Annotated in this window: 18 protein-coding genes; 11 read left to right on the top strand and 7 right to left on the bottom strand. The window is 54.9% G+C overall.

Annotated elements, in window-relative coordinates:
* Nucleotides 1-300: 300 nt before the first annotated feature.
* The 4 genes from J4E70_RS09315 to gndA all read left to right on the top strand — a co-directional run bounded on the left by J4E70_RS09315 (nt 301) and on the right by gndA (nt 5208).
* A complete protein-coding gene (locus J4E70_RS09315; RefSeq protein ID WP_213888833.1) occupies nt 301-1314 on the top strand; it encodes a GlxA family transcriptional regulator in 1014 nt (337 codons plus the stop codon).
* A 229-nt stretch (nt 1315-1543) separates the two neighbouring features.
* A complete protein-coding gene (locus tag J4E70_RS09310) occupies nt 1544-2719 on the top strand; it encodes an aspartate aminotransferase family protein (RefSeq protein ID WP_213888832.1) in 1176 nt (391 codons plus the stop codon).
* Nucleotides 2720-2724: 5 nt separating this feature from the next.
* Complete coding sequence (gene argF, locus J4E70_RS09305; protein ID WP_213888831.1) at nt 2725-3651, top strand: ornithine carbamoyltransferase; 927 nt, start codon at nt 2725-2727, stop codon at nt 3649-3651.
* A 138-nt stretch (nt 3652-3789) separates the two neighbouring features.
* The gene (gndA, locus tag J4E70_RS09300) at nt 3790-5208 is read left to right on the top strand and encodes an NADP-dependent phosphogluconate dehydrogenase (protein ID WP_213888830.1); all 1419 of its coding nucleotides are present in this window, start codon (nt 3790-3792) and stop codon (nt 5206-5208) included.
* Nucleotides 5209-5480: 272 nt separating this feature from the next.
* Here the strand turns inward: gndA and J4E70_RS09295 are convergent, their stop codons facing one another.
* The gene (locus J4E70_RS09295; protein ID WP_213888829.1) at nt 5481-5939 is read right to left on the bottom strand and encodes an NUDIX hydrolase; all 459 of its coding nucleotides are present in this window, start codon (nt 5937-5939) and stop codon (nt 5481-5483) included.
* A gap of 196 nt (nt 5940-6135) precedes the next feature.
* Nucleotides 6136-8619: an ATP-dependent helicase HrpB gene (gene hrpB / locus J4E70_RS09290; RefSeq protein WP_213888828.1), complete on the bottom strand. Its 2484-nt coding sequence runs from the start codon at nt 8617-8619 to the stop codon at nt 6136-6138.
* A 142-nt stretch (nt 8620-8761) separates the two neighbouring features.
* On the opposite strand from hrpB, the gene meaB reads away from it, so the two are divergent.
* The 5 genes from meaB to J4E70_RS09265 all read left to right on the top strand — a co-directional run bounded on the left by meaB (nt 8762) and on the right by J4E70_RS09265 (nt 11690).
* Nucleotides 8762-9742 carry a methylmalonyl Co-A mutase-associated GTPase MeaB gene (gene meaB, locus J4E70_RS09285; RefSeq protein WP_213888827.1) on the top strand — a complete coding sequence of 327 codons (981 nt, stop codon included), beginning with the start codon at nt 8762-8764 and terminating at the stop codon, nt 9740-9742.
* A 136-nt stretch (nt 9743-9878) separates the two neighbouring features.
* A complete protein-coding gene (gene rpmB / locus J4E70_RS09280; protein WP_213888826.1) occupies nt 9879-10166 on the top strand; it encodes a 50S ribosomal protein L28 in 288 nt (95 codons plus the stop codon).
* A 57-nt stretch (nt 10167-10223) separates the two neighbouring features.
* Nucleotides 10224-10613, top strand: coding sequence for a hypothetical protein (locus J4E70_RS09275; RefSeq protein ID WP_213888825.1), 390 nt, complete (start codon nt 10224-10226; stop codon nt 10611-10613).
* Between the two features lie 46 nt (nt 10614-10659).
* On the top strand, nt 10660-11106 hold the full coding sequence (locus J4E70_RS09270; protein WP_213888824.1) for a copper chaperone PCu(A)C: 447 nt from the start codon (nt 10660-10662) through the stop codon (nt 11104-11106).
* Between the two features lie 125 nt (nt 11107-11231).
* Complete coding sequence (locus tag J4E70_RS09265) at nt 11232-11690, top strand: low molecular weight protein-tyrosine-phosphatase (protein ID WP_213888823.1); 459 nt, start codon at nt 11232-11234, stop codon at nt 11688-11690.
* On the opposite strand, the gene J4E70_RS09260 is transcribed toward J4E70_RS09265, so the two are convergent.
* Together J4E70_RS09260 and J4E70_RS09255 are read right to left on the bottom strand one after the other, a co-directional pair.
* Nucleotides 11672-11977, bottom strand: coding sequence for a hypothetical protein (locus J4E70_RS09260; protein WP_213888822.1), 306 nt, complete (start codon nt 11975-11977; stop codon nt 11672-11674). The genes J4E70_RS09265 and J4E70_RS09260 overlap by 19 nt on opposite strands.
* A gap of 166 nt (nt 11978-12143) precedes the next feature.
* The gene (locus J4E70_RS09255; protein ID WP_213888821.1) at nt 12144-13193 is read right to left on the bottom strand and encodes a Leu/Phe/Val dehydrogenase; all 1050 of its coding nucleotides are present in this window, start codon (nt 13191-13193) and stop codon (nt 12144-12146) included.
* Nucleotides 13194-13314: 121 nt separating this feature from the next.
* On the opposite strand from J4E70_RS09255, the gene J4E70_RS09250 reads away from it, so the two are divergent.
* Nucleotides 13315-13773: an Lrp/AsnC family transcriptional regulator gene (locus J4E70_RS09250; RefSeq protein WP_213888820.1), complete on the top strand. Its 459-nt coding sequence runs from the start codon at nt 13315-13317 to the stop codon at nt 13771-13773.
* An 8-nt stretch (nt 13774-13781) separates the two neighbouring features.
* On the opposite strand, the gene J4E70_RS09245 is transcribed toward J4E70_RS09250, so the two are convergent.
* The gene (locus tag J4E70_RS09245) at nt 13782-15029 is read right to left on the bottom strand and encodes an MFS transporter (protein WP_213888819.1); all 1248 of its coding nucleotides are present in this window, start codon (nt 15027-15029) and stop codon (nt 13782-13784) included.
* Between the two features lie 176 nt (nt 15030-15205).
* Nucleotides 15206-15514 (bottom strand): YciI family protein, encoded by a 309-nt coding sequence (locus tag J4E70_RS09240; RefSeq protein ID WP_213888818.1) that lies wholly within the window; start codon nt 15512-15514, stop codon nt 15206-15208.
* A gap of 147 nt (nt 15515-15661) precedes the next feature.
* On the opposite strand from J4E70_RS09240, the gene lepA reads away from it, so the two are divergent.
* Nucleotides 15662-17461, top strand: a complete 1800-nt coding sequence (lepA, locus tag J4E70_RS09235) for a translation elongation factor 4 (protein WP_213888817.1) — start codon at nt 15662-15664, stop codon at nt 17459-17461.
* Here lepA and J4E70_RS09230 read toward each other — a convergent pair.
* Complete coding sequence (locus J4E70_RS09230) at nt 17458-18120, bottom strand: haloacid dehalogenase-like hydrolase (protein ID WP_213888816.1); 663 nt, start codon at nt 18118-18120, stop codon at nt 17458-17460. The two genes, lepA and J4E70_RS09230, sit on opposite strands and share 4 nt — an antisense overlap.
* Nucleotides 18121-18154: the final 34 nt, after the last annotated feature.

The following is an 18154-nucleotide window of genomic DNA, read 5'->3' as shown; positions in this document are numbered from 1 at the left end:
GTTTCTAAGCGATACGTCTATGGCATCGGCTGTCCAAGGTTCCGCAAAGGCGAAGTGCTGACCAAGGTTGAACGAGGCCAGATAGAGCCTGCTTTTAGAAAACGGGTGTTTCTTACATTGATTTCGGGTGCTGCTTTTTGACGATTATGTAGGAGTAACGCTGCGAAATGATCATTGTGAGCCCCATTTTCATGGCCACAAATGAACTGTCGCGGGTACCAAGCCAGATGGGTTTGCCGGAACGACCCGCCGATCTAATTAACGGCTGACGGTGCAGGTGTTCTGCAGTAGGATTACCACATGACGCAAGATCGGTTTATCGCCAAAGGGGCCGCGAGCTTTAACATCAGCTATGATGCCCCGCCGAAAGATTTTTACTTTCTGCTGCTGCCTAAACTGACAATGTTGGCTTTTAGCGCAGCTGTGGAACCTTTGCGTATTGCCAATCAGGTTACGAAGAAAAACCTCTATCGCTGGTACACGATGACAGAGGACGGAGAGCCGATCAGTTGCTCTAACGGGGTAAGAATCATCCCAGACATGGCGCTTGAGCCGTTACCTGCCAGCGCGAATGCATTTGTATGCGCAGGGGTGGAGCCACGGGATGCCGCGAGTGATGTTACTCTGAACTGGCTGCGGCGTCAGCGCGCCTTTGGCAGTACCGTAGGTGGCATATGTACCGGGGCCTTCGCCTTGGCTGAAACCGGCATGCTGAAGAACCGCAGGTTCACATTGCACTGGGAAAATCAGCCCGCCTTTCAGGAATATTATCCTGACCTTGAGCCGACACCGAACCTCTATGAAGTGGACGACAAGCTGTTGACTTGTGGCGGGGGCAGTGCCGCGACAGACATGATGCTTGGCTTGATCGAGGCGGATCATGGCAAGGATCTTGCGATCATCGTGGCCGATATGTGTATTCACGGGCGCAGCGGCAGTCAGCAAGCCCCACAAAAATCTGTGTTTTCCGTGGCAATTGGCAGCCGGAACCAGCGGTTGATAAATGCAATACAGATCATGCAGGCCAATATTGAAGACCCGATGGAAATTTCGGAACTATCTGAACAGATCGATATCTCAAGACGCCAGCTTGAGCGGTTGTTCAAAACCTATGTCGGGATGTCACCCAACCAGTATTACCTTGATCTGCGCGTCGCTCGTGCGCACGCCTTATTGATTGAAACCAATCTCGCCATCTCCGAAATTGCTGTCGCAACGGGGTTTGGCAGCACGACGCAGCTTGCTGCAAAGTTTCGCAAGAAGTTTGGGGTTTCTCCGCAGCTGTTTCGTAAAAGCTGGAGCACGGGCAGTTGATGGCCCTTGCCTGACCCTTTGGACCCCCCTAGACAGGCCCCGTTATCTCCCCTAAACGCAACTTATGAACAAGAGTCGCCATATCGCTGCAATGACCCGACGCCGACGCATCCGCGCCTGACGTCCGTTCGCCTGTTCTTTTGCACCATGTGGCGCACCCCCCTTTCAATACATTGACCTGCCCCCGCCGCTCTGGCACCACTTGGGGCTTCTGATAAGGAAACCTGACATGATCCCGTCTGTTCTGCCGACATATGCCCGTGCACCGCTTACCTTCGTTAAAGGCGAAGGCAGCTGGCTGATCGAGGCTGATGGCCGACGTTTTCTGGATCTTGGTGCCGGAATCGCCGTGAATGTGCTGGGCCATGCGAACCCAACGCTGGTTGCGGCGTTAAATGAACAGGCGTCAGCGCTTTGGCATGTTTCGAACCTCTACAACATTCCACAGCAACAGGCTTTGGCGGACAAGCTCGTGGATGCGACTTTTGCCGATACGGTGTTCTTTACGAATTCTGGCACCGAAGCGTGCGAACTGGCCGTCAAAATGGCGCGTAAATATTGGTACGAAAAAGGCGCGCCGGAACGCGTGAATATCATTACCTTTGACGGCTCGTTTCATGGCCGGTCTGCTGCTGGCATCGCCGCCGCCGGGTCCGAAAAGATGACGAAAGGGTTTGGTCCGCTTTTGCCGGGGTTTGTGCATTTGACCTTCGGTGACCTTGATGGTGTGACCAATGCGATTGACGCTGAAACCGCCGCGATCCTGATAGAGCCGATACAGGGCGAAGGTGGTATTCGCCCCGTGCCTGACGCAGAGCTTAAGGCCCTGCGCCAGATTTGTGATGACACGGGCATCTTGTTGATACTCGATGAGGTTCAATGCGGTGTTGCCCGTACTGGTAAGCTGTTTGCCCATGAATGGGCAAACGTGACGCCAGACATCATGATGGTGGCCAAAGGTATTGGCGGGGGTTTTCCGCTCGGTGCGGTCCTCGCAACAGAAGAGGCCGCTGCGGGTATGACTACCGGCACTCACGGCTCGACCTATGGCGGCAACCCGTTAGCCTGCGCTGTCGGATGTGCGGTTATGGATACGGTCAACACACCGGAATTCCTGGCAGATGTGAACCGTAAGGCCGGAATGCTGCGTCAGAAGCTCGAGGGTTTGATCGCGGCCCATCCGGATGTTTTTGAAGAAGTGCGGGGCACGGGCCTGATGCTCGGGCTGAAATGCAAAGCGCTGAATGCAGATGTTGTTGCCGCGAGTTACGCAAATGAGTTGCTGGTCGTACCTGCGGCGGACAATGTTATCCGTTTGCTGCCCGCACTCAACATCACCGACGAAGACTTAGCCGAGGCCGTTACGCGCCTTGATCACGCGGCAATGGCCGTGGCCAAAGGATAATTGAGATGAGCCATTTTCTGGATATTCACAAAACTGACCCGGCAGATTTACGCGGCATGATCGACAATGCAGCGACTATGAAAAAGTCACGCAATGGCCGCCCAAAGGGTGCGCTTGACGATGAATTGCCCCTTAAAGACCACATGGTTGCGCTGATTTTTGAAAAACCCTCAACCAGGACGCGCGTCAGCTTTGACGTTGGTGTGCGCCAGATGGGCGGCCAGACGATGCTACTGTCCGGGGTGGACATGCAGCTTGGTCACGGCGAAACCATTGCCGATACCGCGCGTGTGCTTAGCCGGTATGTCGATCTGATCATGATCCGCACGTTTGAAGAACAAACCCTGCTGGAACTCGCTGAATATGCAACTGTGCCAGTGATCAACGGCCTGACAGACCGCACACACCCTTGCCAGATCATGGCGGACATTCTGACGTTCGAGGAACACAACGGCCCGATCAAAGGCAAAAAGGTCGTCTGGTCTGGCGATGGGAACAACGTATGTGCAAGTTTTATCCATGCAGCCGGCCAGTTCGGGTTTGATTTGACGTTCACAGGCCCCGAGACGCTGGACCCCGAGCAGGGGTTCATCGATCTTGCGCGCTCAAAAGGTGTAAATATCGAGATTGAGCGCAACGCGCAAAAAGCTGCCGAAGGGGCTGACCTGATCGTGACGGACACCTGGGTGTCGATGCATGACCCGCAATCCGCGCGGGAGCGCCGCCACAACCAGTTGCGCGGCTATCAGGTGAACGAAGAGCTGATGTCGCATGCAAAACCAGATGCCCTGTTCATGCACTGCCTGCCTGCCCACCGCGACGAAGAAGCGACAAGCGTCGTTATGGACGGTCCGCAATCGGTAATCTTTGACGAGGCTGAAAACCGTCTCCATGCGCAAAAGGCGATTATGCGCTGGTGCTTGGGGCGCTAGCGTCTTGTGGCCTGTCCAGCCCTCGATAAATTACGCGTTCACAATCACGTGCATTCCTGCCGACATAGGGCGGGAGTGTGATCTGGGCTTGTATCTTCCTCAGCAAAGCCTACGCTTATTGCAAAAAGTGGGGTGACAATGACAAAGACTAATATCGGGCTGGTTGGGCTGGGAACCATGGGCAGCGCCCTGACTTTGAACATCGCTGAAAAGGGCTATCCAATCGCGGTGACGACGAGGCTCGCGTCGCGCACTGATGAGTTTCTGGAAAAGGCACGCAAAGAATTGGGCGATGCCGCCGACAAGATTACCGGGTGTGGCGATTCAGCCGAAGAATTGGTCAAGGCACTCAGCACACCCCGAACAATCATTTTTATGGTGCCAGCCGGGCAGATCGTTGATGACCTGATCGAACAATATAAACCCTTGCTTGCGCCCGGTGATACGCTGGTTGACGCAGGCAATGCCAACTTCCACAACACCCGCAGGCGCGGCGAGGAAATGGCCGCCTCTGGTATGCACTTCATTGGTATGGGTGTGTCAGGTGGCGAAGACGGCGCGCGCCACGGCCCCTCCATCATGGTGGGGGGAGACCCCGAAAGCTATGCGCATGTACGCGAAATGGTGGAAGCCATTTCAGCGAAATTCGAAGGCGCGCCATGTGCCGAACATCTTGGCCCTGACGGTGCCGGCCATTTTGTGAAGACGGTGCATAACGGTATCGAATACGCTGATATGCAACTGATTGCAGAGGTTTATGGCCTGCTGCGCGACGGTGAAGGCAAGAGCGTTAGCGAAATTGGCGCCTTGTTTGAAGGCTGGAGCAATGGCCCACTTAATTCCTATCTGGTTGAAATAACGGCCAAGGTTTTAGCGGCCATAGATTCAAAGACGGGCGATCCCGCAGTCGACGTCATTCTGGACCGTGCCGGACAAAAGGGAACGGGGCGCTGGACTGTGATTGAGGCACTTCAGCTTGGCCAATCCGCCTCCACGATAGAGGCCGCCGTTGGTGCGCGGTCGTGGTCGTCTGACATTGAAGCCCGCAAGACAGGAACCGAACTGCTGGGCGGGGACATCAAGGATGGTACAACTCTTTCAGAGCCCATTCTTGAATCTGCTCTGCTTGTTTCACGTATTCTGGCCTATGCGCAGGGGTTCCAGATACTGTCGGCGGCATCGGACAAATACGATTGGAACGTAGATATGGCGCGCGTTGCTGAAATCTGGCGCGCGGGTTGTATCATTCGTTCAGCCTTGCTCGATGATATTTCGGCGGCATTTCGTGCCGACCTCGCTCATGGAAACCTTTTGTTTGCCCCGGCCTTTGCGGTCCGCCTTGAAAACGGGGTGAAGGCACTTCGTGCGCTTGTCGCGTCTGCTGTTTTGCGTGGCATCCCTGTGCCTGCGTTTAGCGCGGCTCTGGCGTGGTTTGACACAATGAGGCAAGCACGTGGAACTACCAATCTTGTGCAGGCGCAGCGTGATTTCTTTGGCGCGCATGGGTTTGAAAGGCTGGACGCTGAAGGTGCGCACCACGGCCCGTGGTGGGACTGAGAAAACTCAGCTTGGTAATGTGTTCGGGATCAGGAAGATAACCGCTGAAATCGCAGCGGCCGCAGGAACGGTGGTGAACCAGACCGCAACGATCGTCATGAAATGTGACCTGGTTGCAGGCTAGCGTCGCTAACGCTCTTTCCGCGCAATTGGCAACTGCGAAAAATTGGTTGTCGCATATTTGAACTGGGAAATCTTTTCAGGTCTTTATCGAGTGGTTTCTACCAATTCCCCTTGCGCCAGTCGTCGCAGTGCGCGCCGCTTTTGAACTTCTAAAAATTGTCCAGAATATTGCGCAAACCCGGCTCGTCGACCAGATTGGCAGCCTCAACAGGTGTCATCCATTTGCGAGTACGCTGGTGGGCCTCTGGAAAGGTATCTTCCAGTTTTTCAACTTCGACCGCAAATACCTCTGTTACGCAGGTGGCATGGCGGCCAGTGTCGAGTTCTTTCACATAGTCAAAGCTGCCAACTGCGTCCTTGTTGATAGTGCCTTCGCGCACACCAGCTTCTTCCCAGGCTTCCCGCATCGCGGTACTGCTGGCGTCCAGACCTTCGATGGGCCAGCCTTTGGGCAGAATCCACCGACCGGTATCCCGGCTGGTAATCATCAGAACGTCTTTGTTGGTGCCGTTTTTGCGATAGCAAAGTGCTGCGACTTGTAACAGCCTTGGGTGCGGCAACAGCGGTCGAACCAGTTCGGCCCATGCCCGCTTCGATGCGTCTGTCATTTAACCTGCTCACGTTTCGCGTTTTTATATGCGCCCAGATATAGGTTCTTTTGCTGAAAAAGCCAAATTGCAGAGGAATCGATCCAAAATTGAGGCGCCGGCGGCGCCACTATTTCTGGCACTTCGTGCGGTTTTGCGCTTCGCGCGGGGATATTTAAGGGATAAAGAAACAGCTCGGTTTCATAAATCGGCTTGTTTAGTCACCGCGCCTTTTTGCACGCAATGTTGGATTTGCTTTGGTTGGGTCTTCGGGCCAGGGGTGGCGTGGGTAGCGCCCCCGCATGTCTTTTCGCACATCGCTGTAGGACGCTGCCCAAAAGCCGGGCAGATCCATTGTGACCTGGACTGGACGGCGGGCGGGGGAAAGGAGTGTGATGCGAAGCGGCGTTCTGTTGGGTCCGACTGTTGGATGCCGGGTGAGACCAAAGAGTTCCTGTAAACGGATTTCTATAGAGGGGTCTTCACCGCTGTAGTCCACCGGAATGCGATTGCCGAGGGGCGTGGTGAAATGAGACGGGGCGAGTTGATCCAGCAATTTTGTCTGATCCCAGTCAAGGCGCGCTTTGAGGGCAGGGAGCAGATCAATAGATTTGATGTCTTCGGCAGTTCTGGCTTTACCAAGATGAGGAAGCAGCCAATCGTCCAGAGCATCCATCAACGCCGTGTCAGACATATCAGGAAGGCGATCACTACCCGCACGCACGAGTTCTGCACGCGCTTGAAATCTGCGCGCTGTCGTGTTGAAAGGCAGTCCAAGGTCCGCGATACCATCAAGCGCAGCGCGTGCGACCTGATTGTCCGGAGCATCGCGCCAAAGCCTGTCACTGAGGATGAGCGCACCAAGGCGTTCCTGTTCGCGCGCAACCACGCGCCGGTCGCGTTTTGACCATTCGCAGAACCGATGCCATTGAATTTGTTCGCCCAAAAGCGCGCGAATCTCTGCTTCTGTGATTTCTATCGCCTGTCGGATTTTGGCTTCGCGCGTGTCACCATCAAGGTCGGTCGCAACGATAAACCTTGCCCCGGCGAGCGGATCGTCTTCGCTCATGGCGGCACCTTTGCCTCCTGAGAGAACCCAGCGGGGTGCCTCGCCTTTTCGGCGCTGGCCAATACGGTCCGGGTAGGCGAGCGCGGCCTGTTCCGCGAGGCTCAGCACCTCTGTTTGTGTCGGCTTGGTGAGTGACGCGAGCCGACGCGCCTCGGCCTTGATGCGTTCAATCGTGCCACGGTTTGCACTGTGGCCGCGTGTTGCCTGGAAGTGGTCGGGGTCGCGCAGGGCTTCAGCGCGCAATGTGAGATCAACAGGGGCGTTGCGCGCCAATGGGTCGCGATCAGCGAGGAGAGCCGCCAAAAGCGCAGCATCTCGTCCGGCACGTGCAAGCATATGCGCAAGTCGTGGGTGAAGCGGCAGGGTTGCGAGCCTGCGTCCGTGAGGTGTGATGCGCCCCTTTGTGTCAAGTGCACCAAGGTTTTGCAGCAATGACTGCGCTTCGGCATAGGCGCCGGGGTTTGGTGCGGTCAGGAACGCCATTTCAGAAGGGTCCGCCGTTCCCCAGAGCGCGAGTTCCAGAACAAACCCGCTAAGGTCAGCCGATTGGATCTCGGCGGGTGGAAAGGGTTGCAACCCGCCTTCTTCGCCTTTGGTCCAGTGTCTGTAACACTGACCCTTGGCAACGCGCCCGGCGCGGCCCTTTCGCTGTTCGGCCTCGGCCTTTGTCACCCGTTCCGTGACGAGCCGTGACATGCCGGAGCCCGCGTCAAACCTCGCCCGGCGCGCGCGACCGCCGTCAACAACCACGCGTATATCCTCTATCGTCAGTGAGGTTTCGGCAATTGCTGTGGCCAGCACGATTTTGCGACCTTCACGCACTGGTGCAATCGCCTTGCGCTGGGCGGCAAAACTCATTGCGCCAAACAGGGGATGAACCGTGCATTCATTGGGTAAACGGCCCTTGAGCCGAGCTTCGACCTGACGGATTTCACCTTCGCCCGGTAGAAAGACCAGCACGCCGCCGGTTGTTTCAGCCACCGCCTGTTCAACAAGCGCAGCAACGCTGGCGTCAAACCGCGTTCCCTTGGATATTGGCCGATCAAGCCAATAGGTTTCGACCGGAAAGGCGCGCCCTTCGGATGTTATGACCGGGGCATTGGCCATCATCTTTGCCACGGGTTCTGCATCAAGTGTTGCTGACATCACGAGCAAGATAAGATCTTCGCGCAAAGCGCTGCGCAATTCCCAGGCAAGCGCGAGCCCAAGATCTGCATTCAGGGAACGTTCGTGAAATTCATCGAAAATTACCGCGCCGACACCGTTAAGTTCGGAGTCAGACTGGATCATCCGGGTCAGGATGCCTTCGGTTACAACTTCAATCCGGGTTGCGGGGGAAACCTTCGATTCACCCCTGATCCGGTAGCCGACAGTTTGCCCAACCTTCTCGCCCAAAGTTTGTGCCATGCGTTCAGCGGCGGCGCGTGTTGCAAGGCGGCGTGGCTCCAGCATCAGGATGCGACCTTTACACAGCTCGGCTTTATGCATTGCCAGGGGAACACGCGTTGTTTTACCTGCGCCGGGTGGGGCTTGCAGCACTGCACGCCCATCGGCGCGAAGGGCGGAAATGAGCGCTGGAAGCGCCTCGTCTATCGGTAATTCCTGTATCACGTGTCCCTTATCGGTGATCATTCACCACACCAACAGACCAAAAGCGGTCTTTTGCACCAGTCTTTCTGTTTGTGGGCACTAGACATAACCCCCCCGGACAAGGCAAGACACCAGCCAAATCGCCAATTCTTCTGGCACGACCTTTAAAAGGGCCGAAAGCGTAATGGACATACAAGAACTCGCAGAAAAGGTACTTGCTGGCGAACGTCGCGCGCTGGCACGGGCAATCACTTTGATAGAAAGCCGACGCCCTGACCATCGCGCAGAAGCTGCCGAATTGCTTGATGTTGTCAAGCGAAGCGACAGGCAGGCATTGCGGATTGGTCTGTCGGGCACACCTGGTGTCGGGAAATCCACATTTATCGAATCTTTCGGTATGATGCTGACGGCAAAAGGTTTGCGTGTGGCGGTACTGGCGGTTGATCCGTCTTCAGCCCGATCAGGAGGATCAATTCTGGGTGACAAAACCCGGATGGAGCGGCTGAGTCGTGATCCGCGCGCCTTTATCAGGCCATCCCCAAGCCAGAGCGAACTTGGTGGTGTCGCAAGACGCACGCGCGAAGCTGTAGCGCTTTGCGAGGCAGCGGGGTACGACGTGGTGCTGATTGAGACCGTTGGGGTAGGGCAATCTGAAACCGTTGTCGCGGAAATGTCAGATCTGTTTGTTCTTCTGCTTGCACCTGCGGGTGGGGATGAACTGCAGGGCGTGAAGCGCGGGATCATGGAAATCGCCGATATCATTCTGGTAAACAAGGCAGATGGCGAGCTTAAGCCAGCAGCCATGCGTACCTGCGCGGATTATGCCGGGGCGTTGCGCCTGCTGCGTAAGCGGCCGCAAGACCCTGACAATTTTCCAAAGGCAAGAACCGTATCCGCACTGCAAGAAGGTGGCCTGGAAGACGCCTGGGCTGATATGATAACTTTGTCTGACTGGCGCCGCGAAACGAGCCACTGGGACGCGCGCCGCGCAAGCCAGGCGCGACACTGGTTTGAGGAAGAAGTCCGCCTTGGTGCGCTTGCACGCCTGTCGCAGGACAAAGAGCTAAGCGCGTTGATGGATCAGCTTGGAACTGAAGTGGCCAAAGGTCTTACCTCGCCCCGGGCTGCCGCAGAGCGGGTAATTGCAAAGCTGAATGCTGTTTAAATATAGCAGCATGAATCGCTTGACGGCACGGGTGAATGGACGTAAACCGCAGCTTCAGAATTCAAGGTGCCGCGCTAGCGGTGCCTCTTTTACTTACCGAGGCCCGTTTGGGTTTCTTCGAGACGAGGACAAAATCATGTCGCGCCGCTGCGAATTGACCGGAAAAGGCCCTATGTCTGGCAACAACGTCAGCCATGCTAAAAACAGAACCCGTCGTCGGTTTCTGCCAAACCTGAATGATGTGACCCTGATGTCTGATGCTCTGGGTCGGTCTTTCAAACTGCGTATTTCCGCCGCTGCGCTGCGCACCATTGACCACCGTGGTGGTCTGGACGCGTTCCTGGCAAAAGCCAAAGACGTTGATCTTTCAGACGGAGCTCTGAAAATCAAAAAAGATATCGCAAAGGCACAGGCAACCGCCTAAGCCCTTTCACTGGACGGATTTGAACACGGCCTCGCCTTTTGGTGGGGCCGCTTCTTTTTGCCTGATGACACTCTGAAGAACGCCGCTTATATCAGGCATATGGTAAGGCTTCGATTCATATCGGCGATTGCACTGTCGCTGTTGATCGCGCTCACAAGTGCTTCGATGGCGGTTGCGCGCGGGCAAACCTTGGTTGCAGGTCAAATAGTGATCTGCACAGGATATGCCTATGTCACCATTGATGTTGATTCCGAAGGTCAGCCTGTTGGGCCTCGTCATGTTTGCCCGGATTGTGCGCTTTCGTTGCTGAACGCGCTAAACACGCCTTTCGTGTTTGAAATGCCCGAGTTTGAATTTGGACAAGCTTTTGTCGTCGAGGCAGAAATTGGAATGTCTGGTGCCGCGCTTTTTGCGCTGCAAGCCCGCGGCCCGCCCCGCATTGGTTAAGAAATCCATACTTTCCCAAAACCAAACTCAATAACAGGAGAGACAAATGTCTTTCAAATCTATCCTTATGGCCGCAATTGCTGCGGTAAGTTTAGCCCTGCCTTCCTTAGCGCATGACACTGGTACAATCGTTGTCGAAGATGCCTACGCCCGCGCTGCAGGTGCTAACGCCAAGGCGGGTGCCGCCTTTATGGAAATCAGCAACCACACACCCGACGACGACAGGCTGCTTTCAGTCACCTCTGATGTGGCGGCGCGTGTTGAATTGCACACCCACAAAGACATGGGCAGCGGTGTTATGCAGATGTCCCATGTCGAAGAAGGGTTCGTGATTCAGGCAGGTGAAACTCACATGCTGGAACGTGGTGGTGACCACGTCATGTTCATGGGGTTAAACCGCAGCCTGAATAACGGCGACGTTGTGACCGTTACCCTGACATTTGAAAAGGCGGGTGAAATGGTGGTGGAAATTCCGGTCGATCTGAACCGGTAAACCATTTCACACATTTAACAAAACGGGGTTGCGTCAAGGCGCAGCCTCTTTTCGTTTCGCGGGTTTCCCTGTTCTCCGGTCGTTGCGCGCATTAAGACTGCGTGTGTCGATCAGGAGCAAACCCAATGACGCATCGTGTTCTCTTTGTCTGCCTTGGAAATATCTGTCGCTCGCCTTCGGCTGAAGGGGTGTTTCGCACGCTCGCAAATAGCGCTGGGGTAACTGTTGACGTGGAAAGTGCTGGGACTGCTGGCTGGCACACTGATAATCCGCCCTACGGTCCAATGCAGGAGGCGGCGATTGCGCGCGGCTATGACCTTTCAGATTTACGTGCGCGACAGATTCACCCAACGGATTTCGCCCAATTCGACCTTATCATCGGAATGGACGGCAGCAACATCGCCGATATCGAAGCCTTGCGTCCAACTGGCAGTACAACTCCCGTTCGCCTGTTTCTGGATTATGCACCCGAAACAGGCCGCAAAGAGGTGCCGGACCCTTACTACACTCGTGATTTTAACGAAGCACTTGATTTGGTTGAGGCGGCGTCACGCGGCCTGATTGCTCAGTTGGGAGAGCAGTAAACCTCGGCCGCAGAGCCAAATTCCTTGTAGCGTTCCCAGAAGCGTTCATCGCTTCGCCGGTCTGACTGGCGAATTTCCTGCGCGCGGTGCGGCATCTGAAAAAAAGAGGCTGCCAGGCGCTGGTCCGTGCTGTTCAGCGTCAGGTTCGCAACGTCCTGAATACAGCCACACAAAGCGCGGCTTGCACCACGTCGATCAGACTGAAGACAGGCGCGCTCAATTGTACCCGCCTGAACAGCGGGTGCCGCAATTGCATAGATCAACAGACCCGCAAAAATTCGTTTCATGTTCTGCCTCGTACCTCTATCGGCGCCGGGGTTATCCCCCGTGTCATCCGAACAGGATTGCTCATTAGCGAAATCATGACTGAATTTTCAGCAGTTTTCAAATCACATATTGCGCAATTTGCTGTCTAAAACGAGTTTGCAGTTTTCAGGTCGCAGTTTGGGTCTTTCAGGCAGCTGCACGTGCCATTTTCGCAGCAACCGTTATAATGGCAACCGCATTCGGGCTCGTGTTCTCAACTCGCGCCTGAGTCAGGATTGCGTCCATCGTTGCGTCAAGTGCATCCAGCTTTTCAGCAACCCATTCTTGCGATTTCCGGATTTTCAGAATTTCTGTCGCGACGTTGATAATCCCGCCGCCGTTTGCAACAAAATCGGGTGCATAAAGAATGCCGCGTTCATGCAGTGCTGTGCCGTCCTCTACGCCCACCAGCTGGTTATTCGCGCCACCCGCAACGATACCAACTTTAAGCTGTGGAATGGTTTCGGGGTTCAGAATGCCACCAATCGCGCAAGGTGCGAAAACATCTGCAACAACCCCGTAGATCTGGTCCAGTTCAACAGCGGTCGCACCAAAGTCGCGCACGGCCTGCTCAACACGCGTTTTATTCACATCGGTGACAATCAGATGCGCGCCAGCGTTGGAAAGCAGTTGGCAGAGATGGAAGCCAACATTGCCAAGGCCCTGAACTGACACAACCACACCTGAAAGCGAGTCTGTTCCGTTTTTATGACGATGCGCTGTGCGGATCGCATTAAAGATGCCGCGTGCGGTGATGGGCGAGGGGTCGCCACTGGCAAACTCACCATCTGCCAAACCGGCGACATATTGCGTTTCAACGGCCAGCCGTGCCATATCGGCAGGGGTCAATCCCATGTCTTCAGCGGTCCAGTAACGGCCTGCCAAAGCGTTGATCGCTTGTCCAAAGCTTGCCAGCAGCTCCGGTGTTTTCTGCGTAAGCGGATCGCCAATAATCACGGCTTTACCGCCACCCAATGGCAAACCTGCGGCAGCGTTCTTGTAGGTCATACCTTCTGACAACCGTTCCACATCACGCAGTGCCTCTGCTTCGTGGGTATAGGGGCGCATCCGAAGCCCGCCTGCTGCGGGGCCAAGCTGTGTTGAGTGCAGCGCAATAAAACCAACCAGCCCGACAGAAGGATCTGCGACACGATAGATTTCCTCGTGCGTTTCAGACGGTATGGACGTGAGTTTCATTTGACGGGTCTCCCTTTGGCGCTATGTACCACTGTCAGATTGGAGATTTCAGCTAATCTGATCTTTTAAACCAGAAATTTTAGTGATAAACTCTAGATTATAACGAAAATTTAGTGAAAATATGGATTCTATCGACAGAAAAATTGTTGCCGCGCTTCAGGAAGATGGGCGGATAAAGCTGGTTGATTTGTCTGAAAAGGTTGGCCTTTCCCCAACACCCTGCGCCCGGCGCGTGGCAATTTTGGAAAAGTCCGGCGTCATTGCCGGATACACCGCGCGTATCGATCAGGCGAAACTTGGTTTGCCTGTCAGCATATTCATTGCTGTTGAGCTTGAGCGTCAGTCACGCGATGCGCTTGACGCCTTTGAAGACGCAGTTCGCAAGTTTGACGAAGTGATGGAATGCTTCCTGATGACCGGGTCGCGCGATATCCTGCTTCGCGTTGTTGCGCGTGACCTGACAGATTTTGACAGCTTCCTCGAACATCGGCTCATGCGGGTGCCGGGTATCCGGACCATGCGATCCAGCTTTACCTTGCGGACGATGATCCAGCGCCAGGCCCTGCCGATTGCGCGCTAGCAGACGGATTACTCCGCCGCAAGCTGGTCCGCCTCATATGGTTCTTGCACTTTCATCGTTTTCGCCTGCCCCAGCCTTGGGTGCAGCTTTCCGGCGATCATCCATGCACCAAACAGCCCGGCACCTGCCGCAACGAAGGACCCGGACAAGGGCGCGATCAATAAAACCAGCCAAACCGCACCGGGGGTCAGAATACCGGATACATCACGGAAGCTTGAATAAATTGCTGACATTTCGGTGCGTTCCGAAGGCTTCACCGCCATCAGGAACGGCAGGCCACCGCAGACGTCAAGCAGGATAAGGAAGAAGGACCCAAGCATCAGTAGGCCAACAACAACCAGCGCTGGCAAAGACAACACCCCGGCAAAGAAGAACAATGCCCCGGCTGTCATGAACCCCGCACGCACCGCATAGCGCACCGAATAGCGCTGTATCCAGCGCAGCATGAAGGGCGTCAGGAACAGCGCCCCATTTGTGATCGAAAGCATGATACCGCCGGTCTGTTCACCCAGCCCGTTTTCAACCGCATAAATTGGCAGATAAACCACATAGACCCACCATCCGCAGGATCGGACCACCGCAAACATCCACCCGGCAATCAGCCGAGGCTGCGCAAAGAACCGGCGCACAAAGGCAAGCGGATTCGGTGCGGGTTTATGCGCCCGGGTAATCAGCTTTCCATTTCCGAGCCGCATGACGAGGAATACAATCAACAAAGCAAGCGAAGCACCAGCCGCAATCAGAAATGGCAACGGGTCCCACCATCTCATCAGCATAACGCCGCAAACAGGCCCAAGGGTCCAGCCAAGCGCGCTGAAAAACATGCGCTGGGTTTCGGCTTTGCCAAGCTCGATCTTGGAAATGTAATCAAGGACGTAGGCGTTGAAGCAGACAAAGACGATGACAATAGAAATGGTGTTGAGCATCAACGCAGCAACCATCGCGACCGGCTCATTCAAAATCGCGAGACACGAGCCACAGAAATACATCGCCACACCGATTGAGTACACCCAGCGGCGCGGGATAAACCGGGTGAGCCAGGGTACCATAAGTCCGGTGATCAGAGAGGCGATCCCCACAAGGAAATAGACTTCGGATACAACGCTTGCGTCCTGCAACGCGCGGTACATCGCCAGCGGAAAAACCGACACCAGAATGCCCCGCGCAACTGCCTCTATTCCCGCAAGAATGGCAAAGCCCCGCACACTTGGGGCGGGTGCATGCCGAAGCCATTCGGGAATGCGGCGTTCTAACATCGAGGGCTCGCTCAGAAATGGGGCGACTCAAAGTCGCGTCTCCCCCAAAGCTGGCCCTCTCACAGATCGTATTCTGCGCCAGTTGCGACATTTTGGCATGTCGTTATTTTTGCTCAAATTTTCGTGATTACACACGACGGTAGCAGGCTGCAGGCGTAATGGCGATATGCAGTACGCTACATTTCCTTCATCACCGCAACCTCAAGCGTGCCGATTTCGACAAACGGACAGGCCTTTGCCATTTCAAGCGCGGCTTCCATACTGTCGGCACTTACAACCGAAAACCCGGTCAGCGCCTCTGGCCCGCCGTCGGTCATCACACCGCCAGCACTGACAAAGGTCGATTTCCCCAAGGGTGTTCCGGGGTTCACCACCGCATCGCCCAGATCGCTCAGCCACGTCCGCCACCGCTGCATATGCTTTGCCCCTTCTTCCGGGGTCTCAGGCTGTGCGCCGCCGTGATAGGCAAGGATGTAGTTTGGCATGGAATTTTCCTTCGACTTGTTCAGTTTGTAATTCTCGTCGTTGAAAGGCGTTCAATATTGCTCAAAACCCGCAGATAACCTTTCAATGCAGGGCTACAGGTTCAACCCCGCTTGACCAACCCTTAAAACCCAATCATATCCCCAATCATGACCGACCTTAGCAAAATCCGCAATTTCTCCATCGTGGCGCATATCGACCACGGTAAATCAACGCTGGCTGATCGTCTGATCCAGGAGACGGGTACGGTGAAAGACCGTGATATGAAAGCCCAGCTTCTGGACGCGATGGATATTGAACGCGAACGCGGCATCACCATCAAGGCGAACACCGTCCGGATTGACTACAAAGCGGATGATGGGCAGGACTATGTTCTGAACCTGATCGACACCCCCGGCCACGTCGATTTCGCCTATGAGGTCTCACGCTCCATGCGGGCGGTTGAAGGCTCTTTGCTGGTTGTCGACTCGACCCAAGGGGTTGAGGCGCAGACGCTGGCCAACGTCTATCAGGCGATTGACGCGGATCACGAGATTGTGCCGGTCCTGAACAAGATCGACCTGCCAGCCTCTGATTGTGACCGCGTGGCCGAGCAGATCGAGGACGTGATCGGGATAGACGCGACAGGCGCGCTTCAGGTCTCTGCCAAAACCGGGCAGGGCATCCGCGAAACGCTTGAAGCCATCGTCACCCAACTGCCACCCCCGAAAGGCGAGCGTGACGCACCGCTGAAGGCCATGCTGGTGGACAGCTGGTATGACAGCTACCTTGGCGTCATCGTGCTGGTGCGCATCATCGATGGTGTCCTGAAAAAGGGCGACCGTATTCGCATGATGTCAAACAACTCTGTCCACCCGGTCGAACGCATCGGCGTGTTCCGCCCGCAGATGGAAATGATCGACGAACTTGGCCCCGGAGAGATCGGCTTTCTGACGGCATCGATCAAACAGGTGCGCGACACCCGCGTGGGCGACACGATCACCACCGAAAAGAAAGGCTGTGAGGCGGCGCTTCCCGGTTTCAAACCCTCTCAGCCCGTTGTGTTCTGTGGCCTCTTCCCGGTGGATAATGCCGAATTCGAAGACCTGCGCGATGCCATCTCCAAACTCTCGCTCAACGACGCGTCCTTCAGCTCTGAAATGGAAACCTCTGCCGCGCTAGGGTTTGGTTTTCGCTGCGGCTTTCTTGGACTTTTGCATCTTGAGGTGATCCGCGACCGGCTCGAGCGCGAATATGACATCGACCTTATCACAACCGCGCCCTCGGTGATCTACCAGATCTACATGCGTGACGGCACGGTGCAGGAACTGCACAACCCCGCAGACATGCCTGACCTCACCTTTGTCGACCATATTGAAGAGCCGCGCATCAAGGCGACCATCCTTGTGCCCGACGAATACCTTGGTGACGTGCTGAAGCTGTGCCAGGACCGCCGGGGTATGCAGATAGACCTGACCTATGCAGGCAGCCGCGCAATGGTGGTTTACGACCTGCCGCTCAATGAGGTGGTGTTTGATTTCTACGACCGCCTCAAATCTGTGACCAAGGGCTATGCGTCGTTTGACTATCAGATGATCGGCTATCGCGAGGATCACCTTGTTAAAATGCAGGTGCTGGTGAATGACGAGCCGGTGGACGCGCTTTCCACCATGGTGCACCGCGACCGCGCCGAAACCCGTGGCCGCGCGATGGTCGAGAAACTGAAAGACCTGATCCCCCGCCATATGTTCAAAATCCCGATTCAGGCAGCGATCGGCGGCAAGGTCATCGCGCGCGAAACATTGTCAGCCATGCGCAAGGACGTGACGGCGAAATGTTACGGCGGGGACGTGAGCCGGAAGAAAAAGCTGCTTGATAAGCAGAAGGCTGGGAAAAAGAAGATGCGCCAGTTCGGGAAGGTGGATATTCCGCAGGAAGCGTTTATATCAGCGTTGAAGATGGATGGTTAGGTGGAACTATCGTAACCATTGTGTCGAGCGATGCGGCCCAAGATGCCCTTTGCAGTGATGTCTAGCTGTGAATGCTCTTTGTAGTCAGCTGGGGCAGTGAAATCCACGCGTTCGTTTGAAAGTAGCTTGTGTATTTTGTCTAAGCCTTTTTTTTCCTTTTGTTCATAGACTGCGACTGAAGTCCCGCCTTTATGTTTCAACATTTTCATTGTGGGAACGTCAGTATCGCCATCTCCAAAAAAAACCATATTTTCAAATGGAAGTGGCCTCTTGTTTTCTGGAGTAAACTTATTCAGGTCGTCGTCGTTCCAAGTATTTTCAATGCCTTTGTTTAGCCTAAACAGATACTGTGTTTTTGTGGTGTAATTGATAGCGACACATGGCCAAATAGCCGTTTCGTCAACATACATGTACTTTGAAGCGAATATCTTTTTAAAATAGCGAGAAATTGGACAACCGTTTATCATCTCGAGCGTTCCCGATGATAAGATGTAATGGTCGAGGTTTAGATCGTGTTCTTCAGCAAATTTGTTAGTCCGGTCAAACCAAGATCCATCAGCAAGTCCCGGAAACAATTCAACGCTTGAACCGTGTTTAGCTAGGGATTCCTTTGTGACAGCAATAACCGCATCCTTTGCTTTCTCAAGCATAAGCTGCATGTAGATCAAAATCTGATCAGCATCTTCTGTTTTA

This window comes from Pseudohalocynthiibacter aestuariivivens (genome assembly GCF_018457175.1).
In the GTDB taxonomy this organism is placed as follows: Bacteria; Pseudomonadota; Alphaproteobacteria; order Rhodobacterales; family Rhodobacteraceae; genus Pseudohalocynthiibacter; species Pseudohalocynthiibacter aestuariivivens.
This window is presented reverse-complemented; position numbering and strand designations above follow the sequence as displayed.